The sequence below is a fragment of the Thermosphaera sp. genome (genome assembly GCF_059755995.1).
In genome coordinates, this window is record NZ_DBOUKL010000028.1 from 1 (window position 1) to 15,959 (window position 15,959).

14 protein-coding genes are annotated in these 15,959 nt (G+C 45.2%); 10 read left to right on the plus strand and 4 right to left on the minus strand.

What is annotated here, in order from left to right:
• Nucleotides 1–162 precede the first annotated feature (162 nt).
• The 3 genes from AC3OH0_RS03210 to argF form a co-directional block, all read right to left on the minus strand.
• On the minus strand, nucleotides 163–702 hold the full coding sequence (locus AC3OH0_RS03210) for a hypothetical protein (protein WP_498344753.1): 540 nt from the start codon (nucleotides 700–702) through the stop codon (nucleotides 163–165).
• Nucleotides 703–759: 57 nt separating this feature from the next.
• On the minus strand, nucleotides 760–3,234 hold the full coding sequence (locus AC3OH0_RS03215; protein ID WP_498344760.1) for an STT3 domain-containing protein: 2,475 nt from the start codon (nucleotides 3,232–3,234) through the stop codon (nucleotides 760–762).
• 80 nt (nucleotides 3,235–3,314) lie between these two features.
• A complete protein-coding gene (gene argF, locus AC3OH0_RS03220) occupies nucleotides 3,315–4,259 on the minus strand; it encodes an ornithine carbamoyltransferase (protein ID WP_498344754.1) in 945 nt (314 codons plus the stop codon).
• Nucleotides 4,260–4,332: 73 nt separating this feature from the next.
• On the opposite strand from argF, the gene AC3OH0_RS03225 reads away from it, so the two are divergent.
• Together AC3OH0_RS03225 and AC3OH0_RS03230 are read left to right on the plus strand one after the other, a co-directional pair.
• Complete coding sequence (locus AC3OH0_RS03225; protein WP_498344755.1) at nucleotides 4,333–5,397, plus strand: DUF711 family protein; 1,065 nt, start codon at nucleotides 4,333–4,335, stop codon at nucleotides 5,395–5,397.
• A gap of 113 nt (nucleotides 5,398–5,510) precedes the next feature.
• On the plus strand, nucleotides 5,511–6,584 hold the full coding sequence (locus AC3OH0_RS03230) for an ornithine carbamoyltransferase (protein ID WP_498344756.1): 1,074 nt from the start codon (nucleotides 5,511–5,513) through the stop codon (nucleotides 6,582–6,584).
• Between the two features lie 213 nt (nucleotides 6,585–6,797).
• Here AC3OH0_RS03230 and AC3OH0_RS03235 read toward each other — a convergent pair whose 3' ends face one another.
• Nucleotides 6,798–8,219 carry an alanine/glycine:cation symporter family protein gene (locus tag AC3OH0_RS03235; protein WP_193435983.1) on the minus strand — a complete coding sequence of 474 codons (1,422 nt, stop codon included), beginning with the start codon at nucleotides 8,217–8,219 and terminating at the stop codon, nucleotides 6,798–6,800.
• Between the two features lie 404 nt (nucleotides 8,220–8,623).
• On the opposite strand from AC3OH0_RS03235, the gene AC3OH0_RS03240 reads away from it, so the two are divergent.
• The 8 genes from AC3OH0_RS03240 to pgk form a co-directional block, all read left to right on the plus strand.
• Nucleotides 8,624–9,538 carry an HhH-GDP family DNA glycosylase gene (locus AC3OH0_RS03240; protein ID WP_193435984.1) on the plus strand — a complete coding sequence of 305 codons (915 nt, stop codon included), beginning with the start codon at nucleotides 8,624–8,626 and terminating at the stop codon, nucleotides 9,536–9,538.
• Nucleotides 9,539–9,540: 2 nt separating this feature from the next.
• On the plus strand, nucleotides 9,541–10,320 hold the full coding sequence (locus tag AC3OH0_RS03245) for a radical SAM protein (protein ID WP_193435985.1): 780 nt from the start codon (nucleotides 9,541–9,543) through the stop codon (nucleotides 10,318–10,320).
• Nucleotides 10,321–10,366: 46 nt separating this feature from the next.
• Nucleotides 10,367–11,338 (plus strand): carbamate kinase, encoded by a 972-nt coding sequence (gene arcC, locus AC3OH0_RS03250; RefSeq protein WP_193436952.1) that lies wholly within the window; start codon nucleotides 10,367–10,369, stop codon nucleotides 11,336–11,338.
• Between the two features lie 76 nt (nucleotides 11,339–11,414).
• Entirely contained in the window at nucleotides 11,415–12,299 is an 885-nt protein-coding gene (locus tag AC3OH0_RS03255) for a DMT family transporter (protein ID WP_498344757.1), read from the plus strand.
• Between the two features lie 32 nt (nucleotides 12,300–12,331).
• Nucleotides 12,332–13,729, plus strand: coding sequence for an amidohydrolase family protein (locus AC3OH0_RS03260; protein ID WP_498344761.1), 1,398 nt, complete (start codon nucleotides 12,332–12,334; stop codon nucleotides 13,727–13,729).
• 161 nt (nucleotides 13,730–13,890) lie between these two features.
• A complete protein-coding gene (locus AC3OH0_RS03265; protein ID WP_013129173.1) occupies nucleotides 13,891–14,076 on the plus strand; it encodes a chromatin protein Cren7 in 186 nt (61 codons plus the stop codon).
• Nucleotides 14,077–14,212: 136 nt separating this feature from the next.
• Nucleotides 14,213–15,424 carry a 4Fe-4S binding protein gene (locus AC3OH0_RS03270; RefSeq protein WP_498344758.1) on the plus strand — a complete coding sequence of 404 codons (1,212 nt, stop codon included), beginning with the start codon at nucleotides 14,213–14,215 and terminating at the stop codon, nucleotides 15,422–15,424.
• Nucleotides 15,425–15,561: 137 nt separating this feature from the next.
• The coding region (pgk, locus tag AC3OH0_RS03275; RefSeq protein ID WP_498344759.1) for a phosphoglycerate kinase at nucleotides 15,562–15,959 on the plus strand (398 nt) is incomplete at its 3' end.

The window sequence follows — 15,959 nt, forward strand, 5'->3', positions numbered from 1 at the left end:
CGCTATAGGCTCCTCAATGCTTAATAGAAATTTCAACGAGTACTTAATAGTCCTGCCCGAAGACCTTTACAAGAGGATAACACAGGACATTATCGAGTCCCTTAAACCCTACAACGTGAGATTTGTGCCGATTAAAGAAGAGAGAAAATATACTCTTCAGATCTAAACTGTCAAGTCAACCTCCAGTTTCTTCTTCATAACCTCACGTGCTTCCTCCAAAATCCTTCTCACATCCTGAGAGCTTCCGTCAACATGAAAGCTTACCCCGCCTCCCCCTCCGTGACTGATTTCCGCCATTTCTCGAACAGACTCCTCTAGCCCCATCATAATCATGTTCAGCTCGGGAAGGTTTGACTCTGGAAGCTTCTTCAACTCGGCGACAAGACCCGTTAGCTCTTTCGAGAGGTCGTTAAACTCGCGCATATTGATAGCGTACTGGAGGGATAGGTCGATTTTCTCGACCACCAGCCTGATAGTTGTCAACCGGGATGCAAGCTTGTCTAAACGAGCAATCTCCTCCGCATATTTCTTCGACAGGTATTTCTCATTTCTCGACTGCAACTCTACCATTCTTTCGAATAAAGCATTCCTACGCTCAGTGATCCGGTCAATAAGCGTTTCAAGCTTGTTGCCGAGGAGTCTAACCTTGTACAGCGTTTCAATAGCGTTTTTCAAAGGATCCCTTGTCTTGGCTCTAAACACTTCACTACACCAGAGATCTTATAGCGGGCAAACTCTTTAAAAACCGTGGGATATTATTTAAGGCATGCTTGTAATCTCGTATATTATTCCCACGCTGTATAGGACGCCGTCGAAGGATTCAGACGGGTTGTCAGGGTTTCTCACACCCACCTTCACCAGCTCACCTGTCCTAGGGTCGTAAAATGGTTCAGCAATTACCGCGTAAGGTCTGAAATACGTATCGTTCGCAAGAGGCCTTTCCTGGATTTTCGCGATCACGGGATTGCTTATTCCAAGGGTAACATCAATGCCTAGTAACTCCTTGATCCTGGTTACTGTGGAAGTGCCGAGCGGGGATGTCGAGCCACCGTACCACGTGAATATTGATGACTTATTCCTCGCCTCGCCCCAGTAAATCATCCCGTCAACCATCATCTTGTATATGAGAGGTAGTCTGTCCGGTTCGTTGAACACGGGACTGATGAACTGGTTTCCAATTAAGACAAGGTAGTCGGAAGTAGCTCTATAAGTAACGTTTATTCCCTGGGATCTAAGCGTGTCCACGGTGGCGTTACCAATCCTTATCATCCATATACTCTTAGGTATGTCAATACCTCCAGGCATGCTGGAGTTCGGGAATAGGACAGGCCAAATAATGACTGTTTCATTATCCTCGTATATGGCGAATAATTCGAGAACTAGAACATATGTTCTACCAGGAACAGTGTTGAAAAGTTTGGCGAGACTGGCTGCCTCCGAAGTATTCACAGATGTGAGTAATAGTCCTAATATCCCTATTTGGGTGAAGTTCAATGTGGAACCATCCGCTACGGATGCTTTGCCCCCGTCAACGCTGATCCCGTAGCCGTAGTCCCACCAAGAGATCACTACTGCGTCTGCTGGGAGATCATTTCTCAACGTCTCAACGATTCTGTACCATGAGTCACTGTAGAGTGCTAGGTTGGAGTTTCCTGCTTTGAAAGTGTAAACTATTGTCGAGTTGGTTTGGTAGTCCAGGTAAGCGATATGTGCAGAGTTGACTAGGAATAAAGCTATTAATGCAAGTATGATCAGCCTGTTAGACCTTCCGGTCATCCTTACCCGTCCCTTCTTAAAATCTTGAATCTCTTGTTGAGATGGCGCCAGGCGTTGAACCAGGTAGCCGAGGAATATACCTGCAACGATCGTGCCCATGTAGGAAGCCATGGCAATCATGTATGCAGCGTTTAGATATGAGTAGAAAGAGAGAAGGAAGAGTATTGCAACAAATAGTGTCTCAGGGGTTTGCTTGTATAGTATCATGTATAAAGCCCCTATGATGGAGAGGAAAAGAGGCGTTACCAGGAATAGAATAGACCACGGGAAAGTTGGATCCAGACCCCAGCTTCGCAACATTTGGATGAGTGTGCCAGCGCTGGAAAGTGGTGATTGATGCTCAGCAATACTCTGAACAAGCGGGTCGGCAGGGATAAATCTCAGTCCTAGTGCCCAGGCCCATCTCCCAGCAAATCCGAGAATACCTGTAGTTATTGCTATAGAACCGCCCACTACCAGCAGGACGAGCAACATGAAATACCTAGTTTTAGACAATATTGGTTTTCTAAGCCCAAGCTTCTTGTGCTGTATCCCCAGGTAGTAGTAAAGCGCTGGGATTAAGCAAGCGCCTAGAATAGGCCAGCCTACGCCTGAAAACCTGAGAGGGTAGAACCCAAGCTGCCCGAATATCGATGGCGAGGCTGCGGTTAACAGCATTGACAGAGCAATGATAAGTATGTGTGTTTTAATGAATCTCTCGTCAAACTCCTTCCCCATGAACAAGGGGGATATTATGAAATACGCTGTGAAGGAGCCGAGGAGGAAGATATACCCGCCCCAGAGCCAGCCAACAAACCCTAGGAAAACAGCCGTGAGCACGGAGTAGAATATTGTTCTTCTCCCGAAAGACTCCTTAAGCGATGAAACCGTTTTCCCGTAGAAGTAGAGAAACATGAATATGAAGAAAATGGAAACACCTTCCTTCTCAACGAACCCGATAAGCGTTCTATCATTAGCCGCTGGGAGAAAGGCGAGGAGGAAAGACGTCAATAAGCCGGCAAACCTGTTACCCCCTGAAAGCTGGGTTGCTGCAAGATAAGCTGCTATGAGACCGAGCAAGGTGAATAGTAATGGCTGCAGTACCGCCCACTCCTTTAAGGTGAGACCCGTGTATTGGATTAACCAGTATGTACCCCCTATCCACATAGGGAGTAGCGGGTAGCTCGAGTATATGATATCCCTGCCCCATGGATACCAGAATATGTGGGTATCAGGGTTTTCCCTGGTGAGGGAGTACCATGAAAGAATGCCTTTTTCAAACACGTACTTTGCCTGCCAGTATTCAATGTATGAATCGTACTCGAAGAATTCGAAACCATTTAGGTAATAGGGAGTAAAGCGAACGTATAAACCGTACCCTATTATAGCTCCCAGTAGAATCAGCACAAGGATTTTCGGAAGGACCGGTTTAGATGTTAAGACTTCGTTGAGCCGGATTATGATTCTGTTGATTCTCATCGCCAATATGCTTCACCAATGATATTACTGTTCGGTTTAGGAATTATACACTGTTTTAAATTAAAAAACTATTCCTTAACTCAGGGGATGAGAAGGGCCAGGATTGCTTTCTGAGCGTGCTTCCTGTTCTCAGCTTGATCCCACACAACGCTCCATTTTCCATCGATAACTTCGTTAACAACTTCCTCTCCTCTGTGAGCAGGGAGGCAGTGCATAAATATTGCATCGCTCTTCGCCTTATTCATCAATTCCACCGTCACCCTGTAAGGCTCCAGGTCCCTAATCCTTCTCTCTCTTTCCTTATCCTGCCCCATACTAACCCATACATCCGTGTACACTACATCCGCGTTCTCAACAGCCTGATGTGGATCCCTCAAGATTTCGTAAGACCCTCCGTTCGGGGCTGCATACTCGTTGAATAATTTTACGACGCTGGGGTGGGGCTCGTATCCGTTGGGGGAGGCTATGATGACTTTACCTCCCAATATCCCGACCGCCAGCATTAAGCTGTGGAGGACGTTGTCCCCTCCATCACCAACGAACACAATTTTCAGTCTTGAGATATCTCTCCCCTTCTTCTCGATAATGGTTAAAACATCGCTGAGTGCTTGAGCGGGATGGTGCAGGTCGCTTAAACCGTTGATAACTGGAACACTAGCGTATTCAGCAAGTTTTTCAATCTTGTAATGCTCGTAAACACGCGCCATTATCCCGTCAACATACCTGGACAATACCCTAGCAGTATCCTCTATGGTCTCGCCCCTGGCCAGCTGAAGCTCGCTAGAGCTGAGATATATTGCGTCCCCGCCTAACTCTTTCATAGCGGTTTCAAAACTGAGCCTTGTCCTAGTACTTGGTTTTTCAAATATCATTGCCAAGTGTCTGCCGTGTAAAATAGGTATTACTCTCTCACCAGATAGGTACCTTTGCTTAAGCTGCATTGCTGTTTCAAGCATGAACCATAATTCCTCTCTGGTATACTCCGTTAAAGTGAGAAAGTCCCTACCTTTCAGACTCGACACCATGTTGCAACACCAGTAAACTAAATTACTGGGTTGCCTAATATATGTGAACGCTGCTGCCAAGTAGGTTGATAATATGGAGAACCTGGTTGTCAGGGCTGTAACTTACTTCTCAACATCCAGGCATCTAGGCGATGCTTACAACGAGATAGTTGAGGCCGAGTCGTTGTTGAAGTCTGTGGAGAAATCTCTCAGCAAGCATGGCTACAGCGTTTTTACCAAGAGACTTTCATTTCCAGGTTTAGACCCCCGATCTGCAGAGAAAATAGTTGAATACCTGGCTGGCTCAGACCTTCTTGTTTCAATAGGTTATCAGAAAATACGGAGGCTCGGCCTCGAGGACGCAGTGTATTTTACAGGGAATGGTTTCTACGTTCCCATTCTCTACAATGGGGAAGACCCCTTAGTGTTTGCTAACAAAGCGAGCGAAATAATTACCAGGGCTGCTGAGCAGAACCCGGTGAATGCTACGAGAATTGCATTAGGATTCCACTCAAAAGACTTCACTACCCCCTACTTCCCGGATTCTTCAACCACTGGTAAGGCCAGGTTGGCGTTGGCTTTTCTATATCCTAAAGCCCTCATTGGTGAAACAGGTGAGAATATTGATATTCAAACTGCTTTTGAAAGAGTGTTTGCGGAAATTCATCGCGTTGCAAAACTTGTTGAAAATCAAACAGGCATTCCTGTGAAAATAGACTACAGCTTATCACCCTGGATGGAGAACAGCGTTGCCGATTTGTTTGAGAAGCTTGGATACAGTCTCCTGCAACCAGGAGCTAATTACGCCATCAACCTGTTGAACAGCCTGATTCGAAAATACATGGATAAGGAGAGGGCCGTGGGCTTCAACGAGGTTATGCTACCGTATGCGGAGGACTCACTTCTTGTCAAGTATGGTTCTGAAAAACTCCTAAGAGCAAGGGATTTCCTCCTCTTCGCCTCCACGTGCGTTGCAGGAGTAGACATGATCGTGATCCCAAGCGAGAAGCGAAGCCTCATGAAACTCATACTTGATACTTACGCACTGCGGCTGGTTAAGAAGAAGCCGCTCGCGTTCAGAGCTATACCCGTGCCGGGAAACCCGGGCGACTCCTTGGAAATGGGGAAATTCGGCAAACCAGTAATACTTGGGTACTAGAATTTTATGTAGAATCGTATTTGCAAGGCATAGTCTCAGGTATAACCATGTTTCAACATTTATATACGATGGTTAAGGATAGTATTTTACGTAACAGGTAGGTGAACTAAGTCATGGGTAGAGGAAAACCCTGGTTCGTAGGACTCCTACACGGCCAAGACTGGCTATCAAACTATGATCACGACATAGACACAGTGGTAAAGGTGTTGAAAGCTGCGCGAGAACTGAGGGAGATATACCATAACAGTATTAGAAAGGTAACATGGCTAGACGGTAAAATGCTCTACCTCATCTTCTACAATAAGAGCCTTAGAACTAGAAACAGCTTCCAAACCGGAATATATCAGCTTGGAGGACAGGCAACATACATTAGCCCAGACCAAGTATATGCTCCAACCCTTCCCGAGGACATGATCCCATATCAGACAGAAGCCATTAGCGATGTTGCCAGAGTGTTGAGCAGGTATGGAGATGGAATCGCGATTAGAATATACGGTGATGCTGCTAAATGGATTATAGGCAGAGGTCACAGGATCATCAGGGAGTTCGCCAAATGGGCTGACATCCCCGTCTTAAACATGGAGGACGATGTCTGGCACCCGTTCCAGGCGCTAGCAGATGCTCAAGCCGCATTCGACGCTCTCGGCTGGCCGAAAGACCTGAGAGGAAAGAAGGTTGTGGTAAGCTACGCCTACAGCGGAGGGTTAAAGCCTCTCGCAGTCCCACAGGATGTTGCAACAATGTTCGCCATGATGGGCGCTGACGTGTATGTTGCACACCCACCAGGCTTCGAACTCATGGATGAAGCAATGAACAAGGCAAGAGAGTATGCCAAGCACTGGGGCGCTGAGTTCAAGATAGTTTACGACATGGACGAGGCATTCGAGGGCGCAACCATCGTGTATCCGAAAGCATGGAGCCCGAAGGGCTTCTTCCCACCATACAACAGCACCGTAGACAAGGAAGGAGCGAAAGCCTACCAGGAGAAGTTCAAGAACTGGATTGTCACAAGGGAGAGGCTTGAGAAGGCTGGAAAACCATACTACATGCACTGCGGACCCGCTGACAGAGGCCAGGAAGTAACGGACGAAGTCTTAGACTCGTACGAGAAGAGCCTCTACTTCGAGGAAGCAGAGAACAGGCTACATGTTCAAAAAGCCGTTATGGCCATGACTCTAGGAGAGTAATTTTAATCAATTCAGTACCCTTTTTCTCTCACTCCTACTTTCCTTTGGGAAGTTGATAGTATCCTAAGGTTGCACACTTTTCCTGCAATGTGGAAGTTCGGTTGCGTAGCATCTTGTTTAACACCGCAGTAACTTTGGACCATGTTCGTCTAGAACAGAGTTTTATTCAAGGATCAAGTATTGATTAAAAAATAGCATGATGTGAGACAAAAACTACTTTTTGACCTCTCCTGTTTCGTATATGTGCCTTGAATAGAAGTCTTTAATTAACTTCAACGCCAATGGGGTGAAGTATACAACCGCGATCACGTTAACGAGCATCATGAGACCATACGACATGTCTGCAAAGTTCCACAGCGTCTCAAATAGTTCACCCATCACTGCTGCTGGTATGGAGGGCACGATCCATAATACTCTCACAAGATATCTCATTGGTTTTTCTGGTAGCTTAAGAATCCTGGAGAACAAGTAAACCCAGTTGATTTCCACGATCCATGCAAAGGTCAACATGGTAGTGTATGCGAATAGAGCCAGTGCCACACCAAGGATGGCTGAGGCGTATGCGCCATATGCTCTATAGAAAGCCTCCATAACTAAAGCTGCACCGCTTAAATCAGGCCTCTCAATGTGGACCCCTGAAATTACAATCGTCAACCCAGTGACCGAGCAGATAACGATCGTGTCCATGAACACCTCGAAGATGCCGTAGAAGGCGGCTCTGCCTGGGTGGTCTATGGTCATGTAAGCGTATACGTTAGGTGTGCTCCCCGCACCAGCCTCGTTAGAGAATAAGGCCCTTGCCATGCCGTACCTGAGGGCAGTGAAAACGGTCCACCCCGCCAACCCTCCTGCAACTGCTTGCGGATTGAACGCGCCAGTGATGATCTGTGAAAACGCTGACGGAAGGTCCCCGCCGTACTTAATCCACACTCCAATACTAAAGATTATATACCATGCCGCCATGAAGGGGACCATATAGTTTGACACTTCTCCAATTCTCTTAATCCCGCCGAGGATTACCAACGCCGTGAAGATCATTAACAATATGCCTGTCACTAATCTAACTTGGAAGATCTGTTCATCAGTGGTTGCCCCGAATATTTTCCCAATGTATTCCGCTCCTAATGCAACGTTATTAGGCTGCAACATGTCCGCTGTCCCGAAACCACCTATAATTATCAAAACCGCAAAAACCACTGAAAGGGCGGGTCCAATCTTCGGGATCAACCTTATGTAATAGGGTGTTCCGCCCTCAACCCTTCCTTCGGGTGTTACTCTTCTAGACCATACTGCGAGGGTTACTTCGACCCCTTTCAATCCCATTCCGAGTATTGCTGTCACCCACATCCAAAACAGTGCTCCTGGACCGCCCAGATGTATGGCTGTTGCTACACCTGCAATATTACCTGTTCCAACGATTGCCCCAACGGTTGCTGCCCATATAGCAAAAGGCTTCACTTCACCTTTTCCGCCTCTACCCCTATAGAACATGTTCTTCACTGCAAGACCGAACTTCCTAATTTGGTAGAACCCGCCGAGGATTCCGACCACCAACCCTGTCGATACGAGAATGATTATAGCCGGAAGACCCCATAGAAGTCCGCTTAGGTAGTCTACAATAGAAGGTATGTCCAATTTATCAACCTCAATATAATATGTGGAGGCCCTTCTATAAAAATAGATCCTTGTACAAAATTACATAAAGATTTCCATGGGCTTGAGAACATATGGTGCCCCACGAGCCAATGAAACAGTTGGTTTGTTGGGAAATGCCAACCCCCATGCATCTTTTCACGTGTAGTCTTCTAAAATGTGGTTGAACACTTTCTACACATGGTTATAAGGGTATAGTATAAAGGTTTTATGAACTTCTCTTTCAAAGAAAATAAGCAGCATCGAAACGGTCTTGACTCACACGGATTTACAAATGGGAGTTTCCGAGAACTGTTAGTGCCACTCACAACAATATTCATAAAAGAATTTTACAAAAAAATTAATATAATATGTGCAGAACAAGTGCGAAGAATTAATGGTGGAAAATGAAGATAGAAGGCATACATTATGGTTTAACACTGATGTATTCGTACCTCCTCCCCTTCTTTGAGATAAAGGAAACAAGTAATGGATTCATATTTGCTAAGAAATACGGGGTTTTAAAAGGATTGAAATGTACTTTTCACGAGGATTCTCTTCTCACTATTTGCGATGCTTCATCAGTTTCTTCATTAGAGAAGAGACATATTACTAGCCTTCTCGGATTAGATAAGACAGTATTATTTAAACAACTTTCTAGCTTTTCAGAAGATAATCTCATAGGTGAAATAACATTAATGTTTAGTCCGCTGGACGCTGAAAACATTTTTAAAACAATCCTCCTATCCAGAAACACTGATTACTTTACTAACACCATAAGATGGGTAAAGGATTTACTAGAAGGCATTGACATATCTAGAACCTATTCTTCATACATTCCTAAAATGTTAAAGCAATTTAACGAGCACTTACCAGGAATTGATTTCTTGAGTTTAAACAGTAATTCTATCAGACAACTGCTAGAGATAAGGCATATAGGTGCGAAAACAGTTTCAGCCTTACTGCTTCATGGATATGGCAATACTCTATACGCGCCCGTAGATAGGCATTTTTCTAAGCTTCTGTCCCTTCGGTTCGCAATTAGTGAGCCCTTGAAAAAATACTGTATGGAGAATGCCATGGAATGTCTCAACTGCAGGCATGGGTTGAAATGTAAATACGGCATATCCATGAAAACATTCGGAGATTACAATGGGGTCATACAGTCAATATCATACATAGCCTCTAGACTTGAGAGAAAACCTAGTGAATTAGAAAGCATTCTTCTCAAAAATAGAAGAACCTATAAGCGTCTTACCAAAATCGTTAAAGACCTAGTTGAAAAATTCAATAAGGATTTTTCACAGAAAATATCTCGATAATAATGGCAGGATACAACCCTATCGTCCTGTCCGAAGCTGTTAAGAACCATGTTTGCAGGACAACCCAGAGAGGAGAGGAGAGAAAGTACTATAGGTTTAGAGGTGGTAAATGGTACGGTGGCATAGCTACAGGCGATGTGGTAGGTTGCAATTTGAGGTGTGGCTTCTGCTGGAGCTGGAGGTTTAGCCATGTTTTCACTGGTGGTTGGTTTGAGTCTGCCGAATCAGCGTTTCAAAAAATACTGGAAATAGCGAGCAAGCATAACTATGAGTATGTGAGGTTGAGCGGTGGGGAGCCCACTATATCTAGAAGCCACCTACTAAAGATTATTGAATTGTTTTCTGAAACACATTACACCTTCATACTCGAAACTAATGGTTTACTGATAGGGTATGATCCAGACTACGCTAGGGATCTGGCAGAGTTTTCAAATTTGGTGGTAAGGGTTAGTCTAAAAGGAGCATCTGAAGAAGAATTCCATGCTTTAACCGGGGCAGACCCGTCTTTTTTCAGGATGCAGTTGAAGAGTTTGGAGAACCTCTTAGCCTCCGGTTTCAAGCCGTGCAGGGAGGTTTACCCTGCGGTAATGTTGAGCTTCTCAACACCGGGGTCATATAATCAGTTAAAGAGAGAGCTTTCCATGATGAGCCAGTCATTCCTTTCCTGCATTGATGAGGAATACGTTATTCTATATCCGCATGTAAAGGAGATTATGAAGAGAAGAGGCCTTAAACCAAAAATCTCCTACACGCCTGAAGGAGTACCCGATTTCATGATTTAAAAGCTTAATGATTCATTCTTATTTGATAAATGAGAAGGTGTACGGTATGAACGGCGTGAAGGAAGTTGTTGTCGTCGCACTAGGTGGAAACGCGTTCCAGAGCAAGGGAGATAAGGGAACAGTTGAAGAGTACTGGAGAAACGCGTATACTTCAGCCGAATTCATTGCAAGACTCATCGGGGAAGGATATGGCGTGGTCGTGACCCATGGAAACGGCCCCCAGGTAGGCATAATCGCTGAGTGGATGATGGCTGGGTTGAAGGAGAAAAATCTGCCGCCAATGAGCCTTGACATTGCAGGTGCTATGAGCCAGGGATGGCTGGGCTATCTTCTACAGCAAGCCTTGTACAATAAGTTAATGGAGAAGAACCTCATGGGTAAGGTTGTTAAAGGCGTAGTAACAATTGTGACGCAAACCCTTGTCGACAAGAACGATCCAGCCTTCAAAGACCCTACTAAATACATTGGCCCATGGTATGAGAAAGAGGAGGCTGAGAAGCTGGCTAAAGAGTTTGGATGGGTTTTCAAGCCCGATCCACGCGGAGGGTATAGAAGAGTAGTAGCATCCCCTGACCCGGTTAGACAAATAGAGATTGATGCTATACGGAGACTAGTGGATGACGGGTTCGTAGTGATAGCTGACGGCGGAGGAGGCATACCCGTCTACTTTGATGACAATGGGAAACTCCGCGGCGTGGAAGCCGTTATCGACAAAGACCTTGGTGCAGAGAGAATGGCTGCCGCGGTGGGAGCAGACATATTGTTGATTCTCACGGATGTTGAGAAAGTCTATCTAAACCATGGGAAGCCTGATGCTAAGCCGATCGATCAAATGACCGCTAGCGAAGCGTTAAAGTATTACAAGGAAGGACATTTCAAGCCGGGGAGTATGGGGCCGAAAGTACTGGCTGGAGTAAGATTCGTGCAGAACGGTGGTAAGTTAGCAATAATAGCGCACTTAAGCCAGGCCTACGAAGCCATTAAAGGAAATGCTGGAACCAGGATTGTACCAGGTTAGTTTTTCCTCTCTTCTTTCTTTTTATATCTTCTTCCCTTCTAAATACTATCTTAAGTAAGCACTTGGATGTGAGCGCATGGCTGCCCCCAGTGAGAGAGGGAAGGTAAAAGGGGTTTTGTTCCTGGTTTTAACCACGGTGCTATGGGGCACATCATTCTCATTCATTAAACTCTCTGTTGAGGAGATTTCCGGGTTTTCATACACGTTTTACAGGGGTCTTTTCTCCATACTTATACTTTCAATACTTCTCATCGCTAAACATGTTCGGCAAGGCATCGATGTAGAAAGCTTCGTTAAAGGAGTGTACACTGGGATAGCTTACATGCTGGGACTGCTTCTCCAAGGACTGGGGACGAGGTTTGTGACGCCTTCAACAAGCGCGTTCATAACCGGCTTGAACACTGTTCACGTGCACTTGTACGCGGGGCTTTTAGCAAGGAAGTATGGTTTAACCCATGCTACCTCACTGATTCTAGCGTTAACAGGATTGTATATTCTGACAAGCCCGCAAAACTCGGGCGGGTTAGGCGAGCTCTTAGTTTTCATCGGTTCCATATCATGGGCTGCTCAAATCATACTGGTAAGCAAATACAGTAATGCAAGCATGCTAGAATATCTCTACGGTATGTTCACCCCCACCTTGTTCTTGGGCCCATATGTCTTCATCGTAGAGCATGGTGGTGAATTATCATTAAACACTATTCTTTACCTAGCCTACCTCGCTGTAGCATGCTCCCTTGGAGCAACCTACTTCCAAGTGAAGGGGCAGAAATACGTCTCCGCTAGCTCCGCAGCAATAATCTTTCTATTAGAGCCTGTTTTCGCTCTAATATTCTCACTACTCATGGGATTAGAAGCTTTCCTGACATACAAGCTTGTTGGAGGGGGTTTAATAGTTCTGGCTACTTACATTACTACGATCGGGGAGTTAAGAGAGAACGCTAGAGGTCGACACGCTTAAATACTGTGGAATTGAAATTATTAAAAGCGAAGGTGGGTTTCTTGAGGGATAAGGTTGACATTCTAGTCTCCAATGGGTTAATAGTCACAATGAATGATGAGCGGAGAGTGGTTGAAAACGGGTATGTAGCGGTCTCTGGAGATCGGATCATAGATGTAGGTGTCGGAGATGGAAGGGATAAGTATACTGCTGAGGAAATCATTGATGCACGAAAATACATAGTACTACCCGGGTTAATGTGCGCTCACACTCATTTCTACGGTCTCTTGCTGACAGGCAGCCCATGGTTCTCGAAAATAGAGCCTCCGACAGACTTCCAGCAAAACCTTCAAAGGATTTGGTGGGCCCTCGATGTGCTATTGTCCTATGAGGAAGCATACGCTTCAGCATTAATGGGGTCTATAGAGTTCGTGAAATCCGGAGTTACCTTCTTCTTTGATAACATAAGCGCGCCAAACGCTATAAACGGCGTGCTTGACTACATTGAGAAAGCCGTGAACGAGGTTGGGATAAGAGGCTACCTAAGCTTCGAGGCAACTCAAAGGCGTAACCTACAGGAGGGATTAGAAGGCCTTAAGGAGAATGAGCGCTTCATCCGGAAGAACAATATGGATGAGAGCAAGCTGGTTAAGGGCGCGATTTACTTACACGCAAGCTTCACGGTTTCAAATGATTTATTCCTCAAGGCAAGAGAGCTTGCAAACAAATACCATGCCCTGCTATCAATACATGCCGAGGAAGGCTTGGTCGATGTATACCATAATATTGAGCGGTATGGTATACGCCCTATTGAGAGAATGGAGAGGCTTGGATTCCTGGGAGATGATGTCATACTGGTGCATGTGGTCAACGCGACCGATGATGAAATTAAAATCATAAAGAAAACGGGGGCGCATGTTGCCCACAACGCTATGAGCAACATGTTGAACGCTGTAGGTGTTGCCAAGATACCGGAAATGATGGAGCAAGGCGTTAACGTGGGAATAGGTAATGATGGATACATCTTCGACCACTTTGAAAACATGCGCTCAACATACCTCATACATAAAGTATGGAAGAGAGATCCAAGGATTATGACTCCTCTTCAAATACTTGAAATGTCCACAGTCAATGTGGCAAGAATGTTCAAGGTTTGGAAGGAGCTGGGAAGCATAGAGCCTGGTAAAAAAGCCGACATAATCTTGATAAAACCCGAACTCCCCTCGACACCGGTTAACTCTAAAACAGTTTATGGACACCTTGTTAACACTGTGAATAGCAGGGATGTTAAAACCGTTATTGTGAATGGAAAGCTAGTTATGAAGGACAGGGTGGTCTTAAACCTTGATGAGGAAAAATCCATAGATTATGTTCACAAGGTTGTTGAAAAACTATGGGAAAAGCTCATTGAGAAGGGAGAATACCAGTTAGACGTTCTAGACAAGCCGTAGTAATCGTGAAAAGTTTTCACTATCAGTATTCGCCAAAATGTCCCCGTTTTCAAATCAATTATTTTGTTAAAAAGCATGTTAAATACTACAATATTATTTCAAATCTTAAAACGTAAAGTTATAAAAGCTTTAACAGTCTAAATAATTTGTGAGGTGGAAATATGCCTTGTGACAAGCCAGTTAAGGTGAAAACAGCAACCGGAAAAGAATTAGAGCTAATCCCGAAGAAGGTTTGGCAGTTAAATCCTCGCGGTAAGAAAGGCGTGAAAGTAGGTTTGTTCCAGGACCCTGAGACCGGCACGTTTTTCAGGGCAAAGGTTCCGGAAGACTACCCATTGTGTGGGTAGAATTTTTTTAGATTCACACTTCTACCCTTATCACCCTGTTTTTCAACGAACTCTCGCATCACTGAACGGTAATTGATGTTGATAAAACTTTTTTACTTGAATAATTAACAATTAATCGGTACAGTGGGTGAAACGTGTGGTAGATCTATCTGTAGAAATAGCCGGTATAAAGATGAAAACCCCCATTATGAATGCTGCATGCCCGATCTCCCGCGATGCTGAAACAATGAAGCTGTTGATCGATAACGGGGTTGGAGGAGTTGTTGCGAAAACGATTAGCGTCAACCCCGCCATTGTTCCAAGGCCGAGCATGGCCGTTGTGGACAGGGGAATGGGTAGGTTTTACTACTTGAAAACCTTAAAACCAGGGGATGTTAGGATAACTCCGGTGGATGCGGGAAACCATAGATTTATACATGCCTTCCTCAACGCCGAGCTATGGAGCGATATCCCTGCTGAACACTACTTAGAGCGTGAATACCCAATAGTCAAAACCTACTGCAGGGAGCGGGGGGTGGCTTTCTTTGTCAGCATAGGCTACAAGCCCGAAGAGCTAGCGCTGCTTGGTCCTAAAGTAGAGAGAGCAGGCGCAGACGCGATCGAATTCTCCACGCATTACATAGGAAAAGACTATCGCCCCGTAATAGAGGCTGCTAAAGCCCTTAGAGAATCCGTATCAATCCCCATCTTCGCCAAGCTCAGCCCGTTCACTCCTAACATACCGGAGCTGATGAGAGAGCTTGAAAACGTCCGCGTCGATGGAATCGTAGCTACAAACACTATTGGACCTGCATTGAGCATAGATGTTGAAACCGGTATGCCAATAGTCGGAGGCCCCTACGGGTACGGGTGGATGAGCGGCCCGGCTCTGAAGCCCATTTCTCTGGCCGTGGTGGCGGAGGCAGCGAAGAGTACCAAACTCCCAGTTATCGGGGTTGGAGGGATTACCAGAGGCGTGGACGTTATCGAGTACTTCATGGCTGGGGCATCAGCTGTTCAAATATGTACAGCCGCACTAGTTGAAGGGTTCAGCGTGTTCCAGAGAATTTTAAGCGAGACTAAGACATGGCTTGAAAAACACGGGTACTCGAGCATACTGGACGTGAAAGGACTGGCGTTGAAGCATTTGAAACCTGAGCCGAGAAGGGTTTGGGCTAAGCCGCCAGTGGTTGATGAGAAAAAATGTATTGGCTGCGGGTTCTGCCAGCAAGTCTGTGACTACGATGCAGTGCATGTTGAAGAATCCAGCAACGGTAAGAGATTGGCTGTTGTGGACAAGACAAAGTGTTATGGGTGCGGTCTCTGCACCTCTGTGTGTCCAACCAGGGCTATCCATTTTGAAGAGTAATGCATCCTTTTTTATTTTTATATACTTATTTAAATTTTGATGAAAAAATCCCCGTTGAATTTATTGAAATGTTTAATTAAAGACTTCCATGGAAACTTATAAGCCTCAACCCCTATATTGAATTTTGGTGTATATTTGTGTCGATAAATATACCGAAACTACCCACTGTTAGAGACCTAGACATTAGGGAGAAGAAAGTGTTGGTGAGAATAGATATAAACTCCCCTGTAGACCCGGATACCGGGGAGATATTAGATGATAGGAGAATAAGTGTTCACGGGAAATACATTAAAGAAATGATAAAAGATTACAACCCAGCATTGGTGCTTATCTCGCATCAAGGCCGTCCTGGCGAAGGGGATTTCATAAGCCTCGAGAAGCATGCTGAACTGCTTTCCAAGTACACTGAGACCCCTGTTAAATTTGTGGACGATATTATTGGTCCAAAGGCAAGGGAGGAGATTAGGAATCTTAAACCCGGTGAAATCCTTCTCTTGGAAAATCTAAGGCTGCTTTCCGAGGAGATAATAGAGGC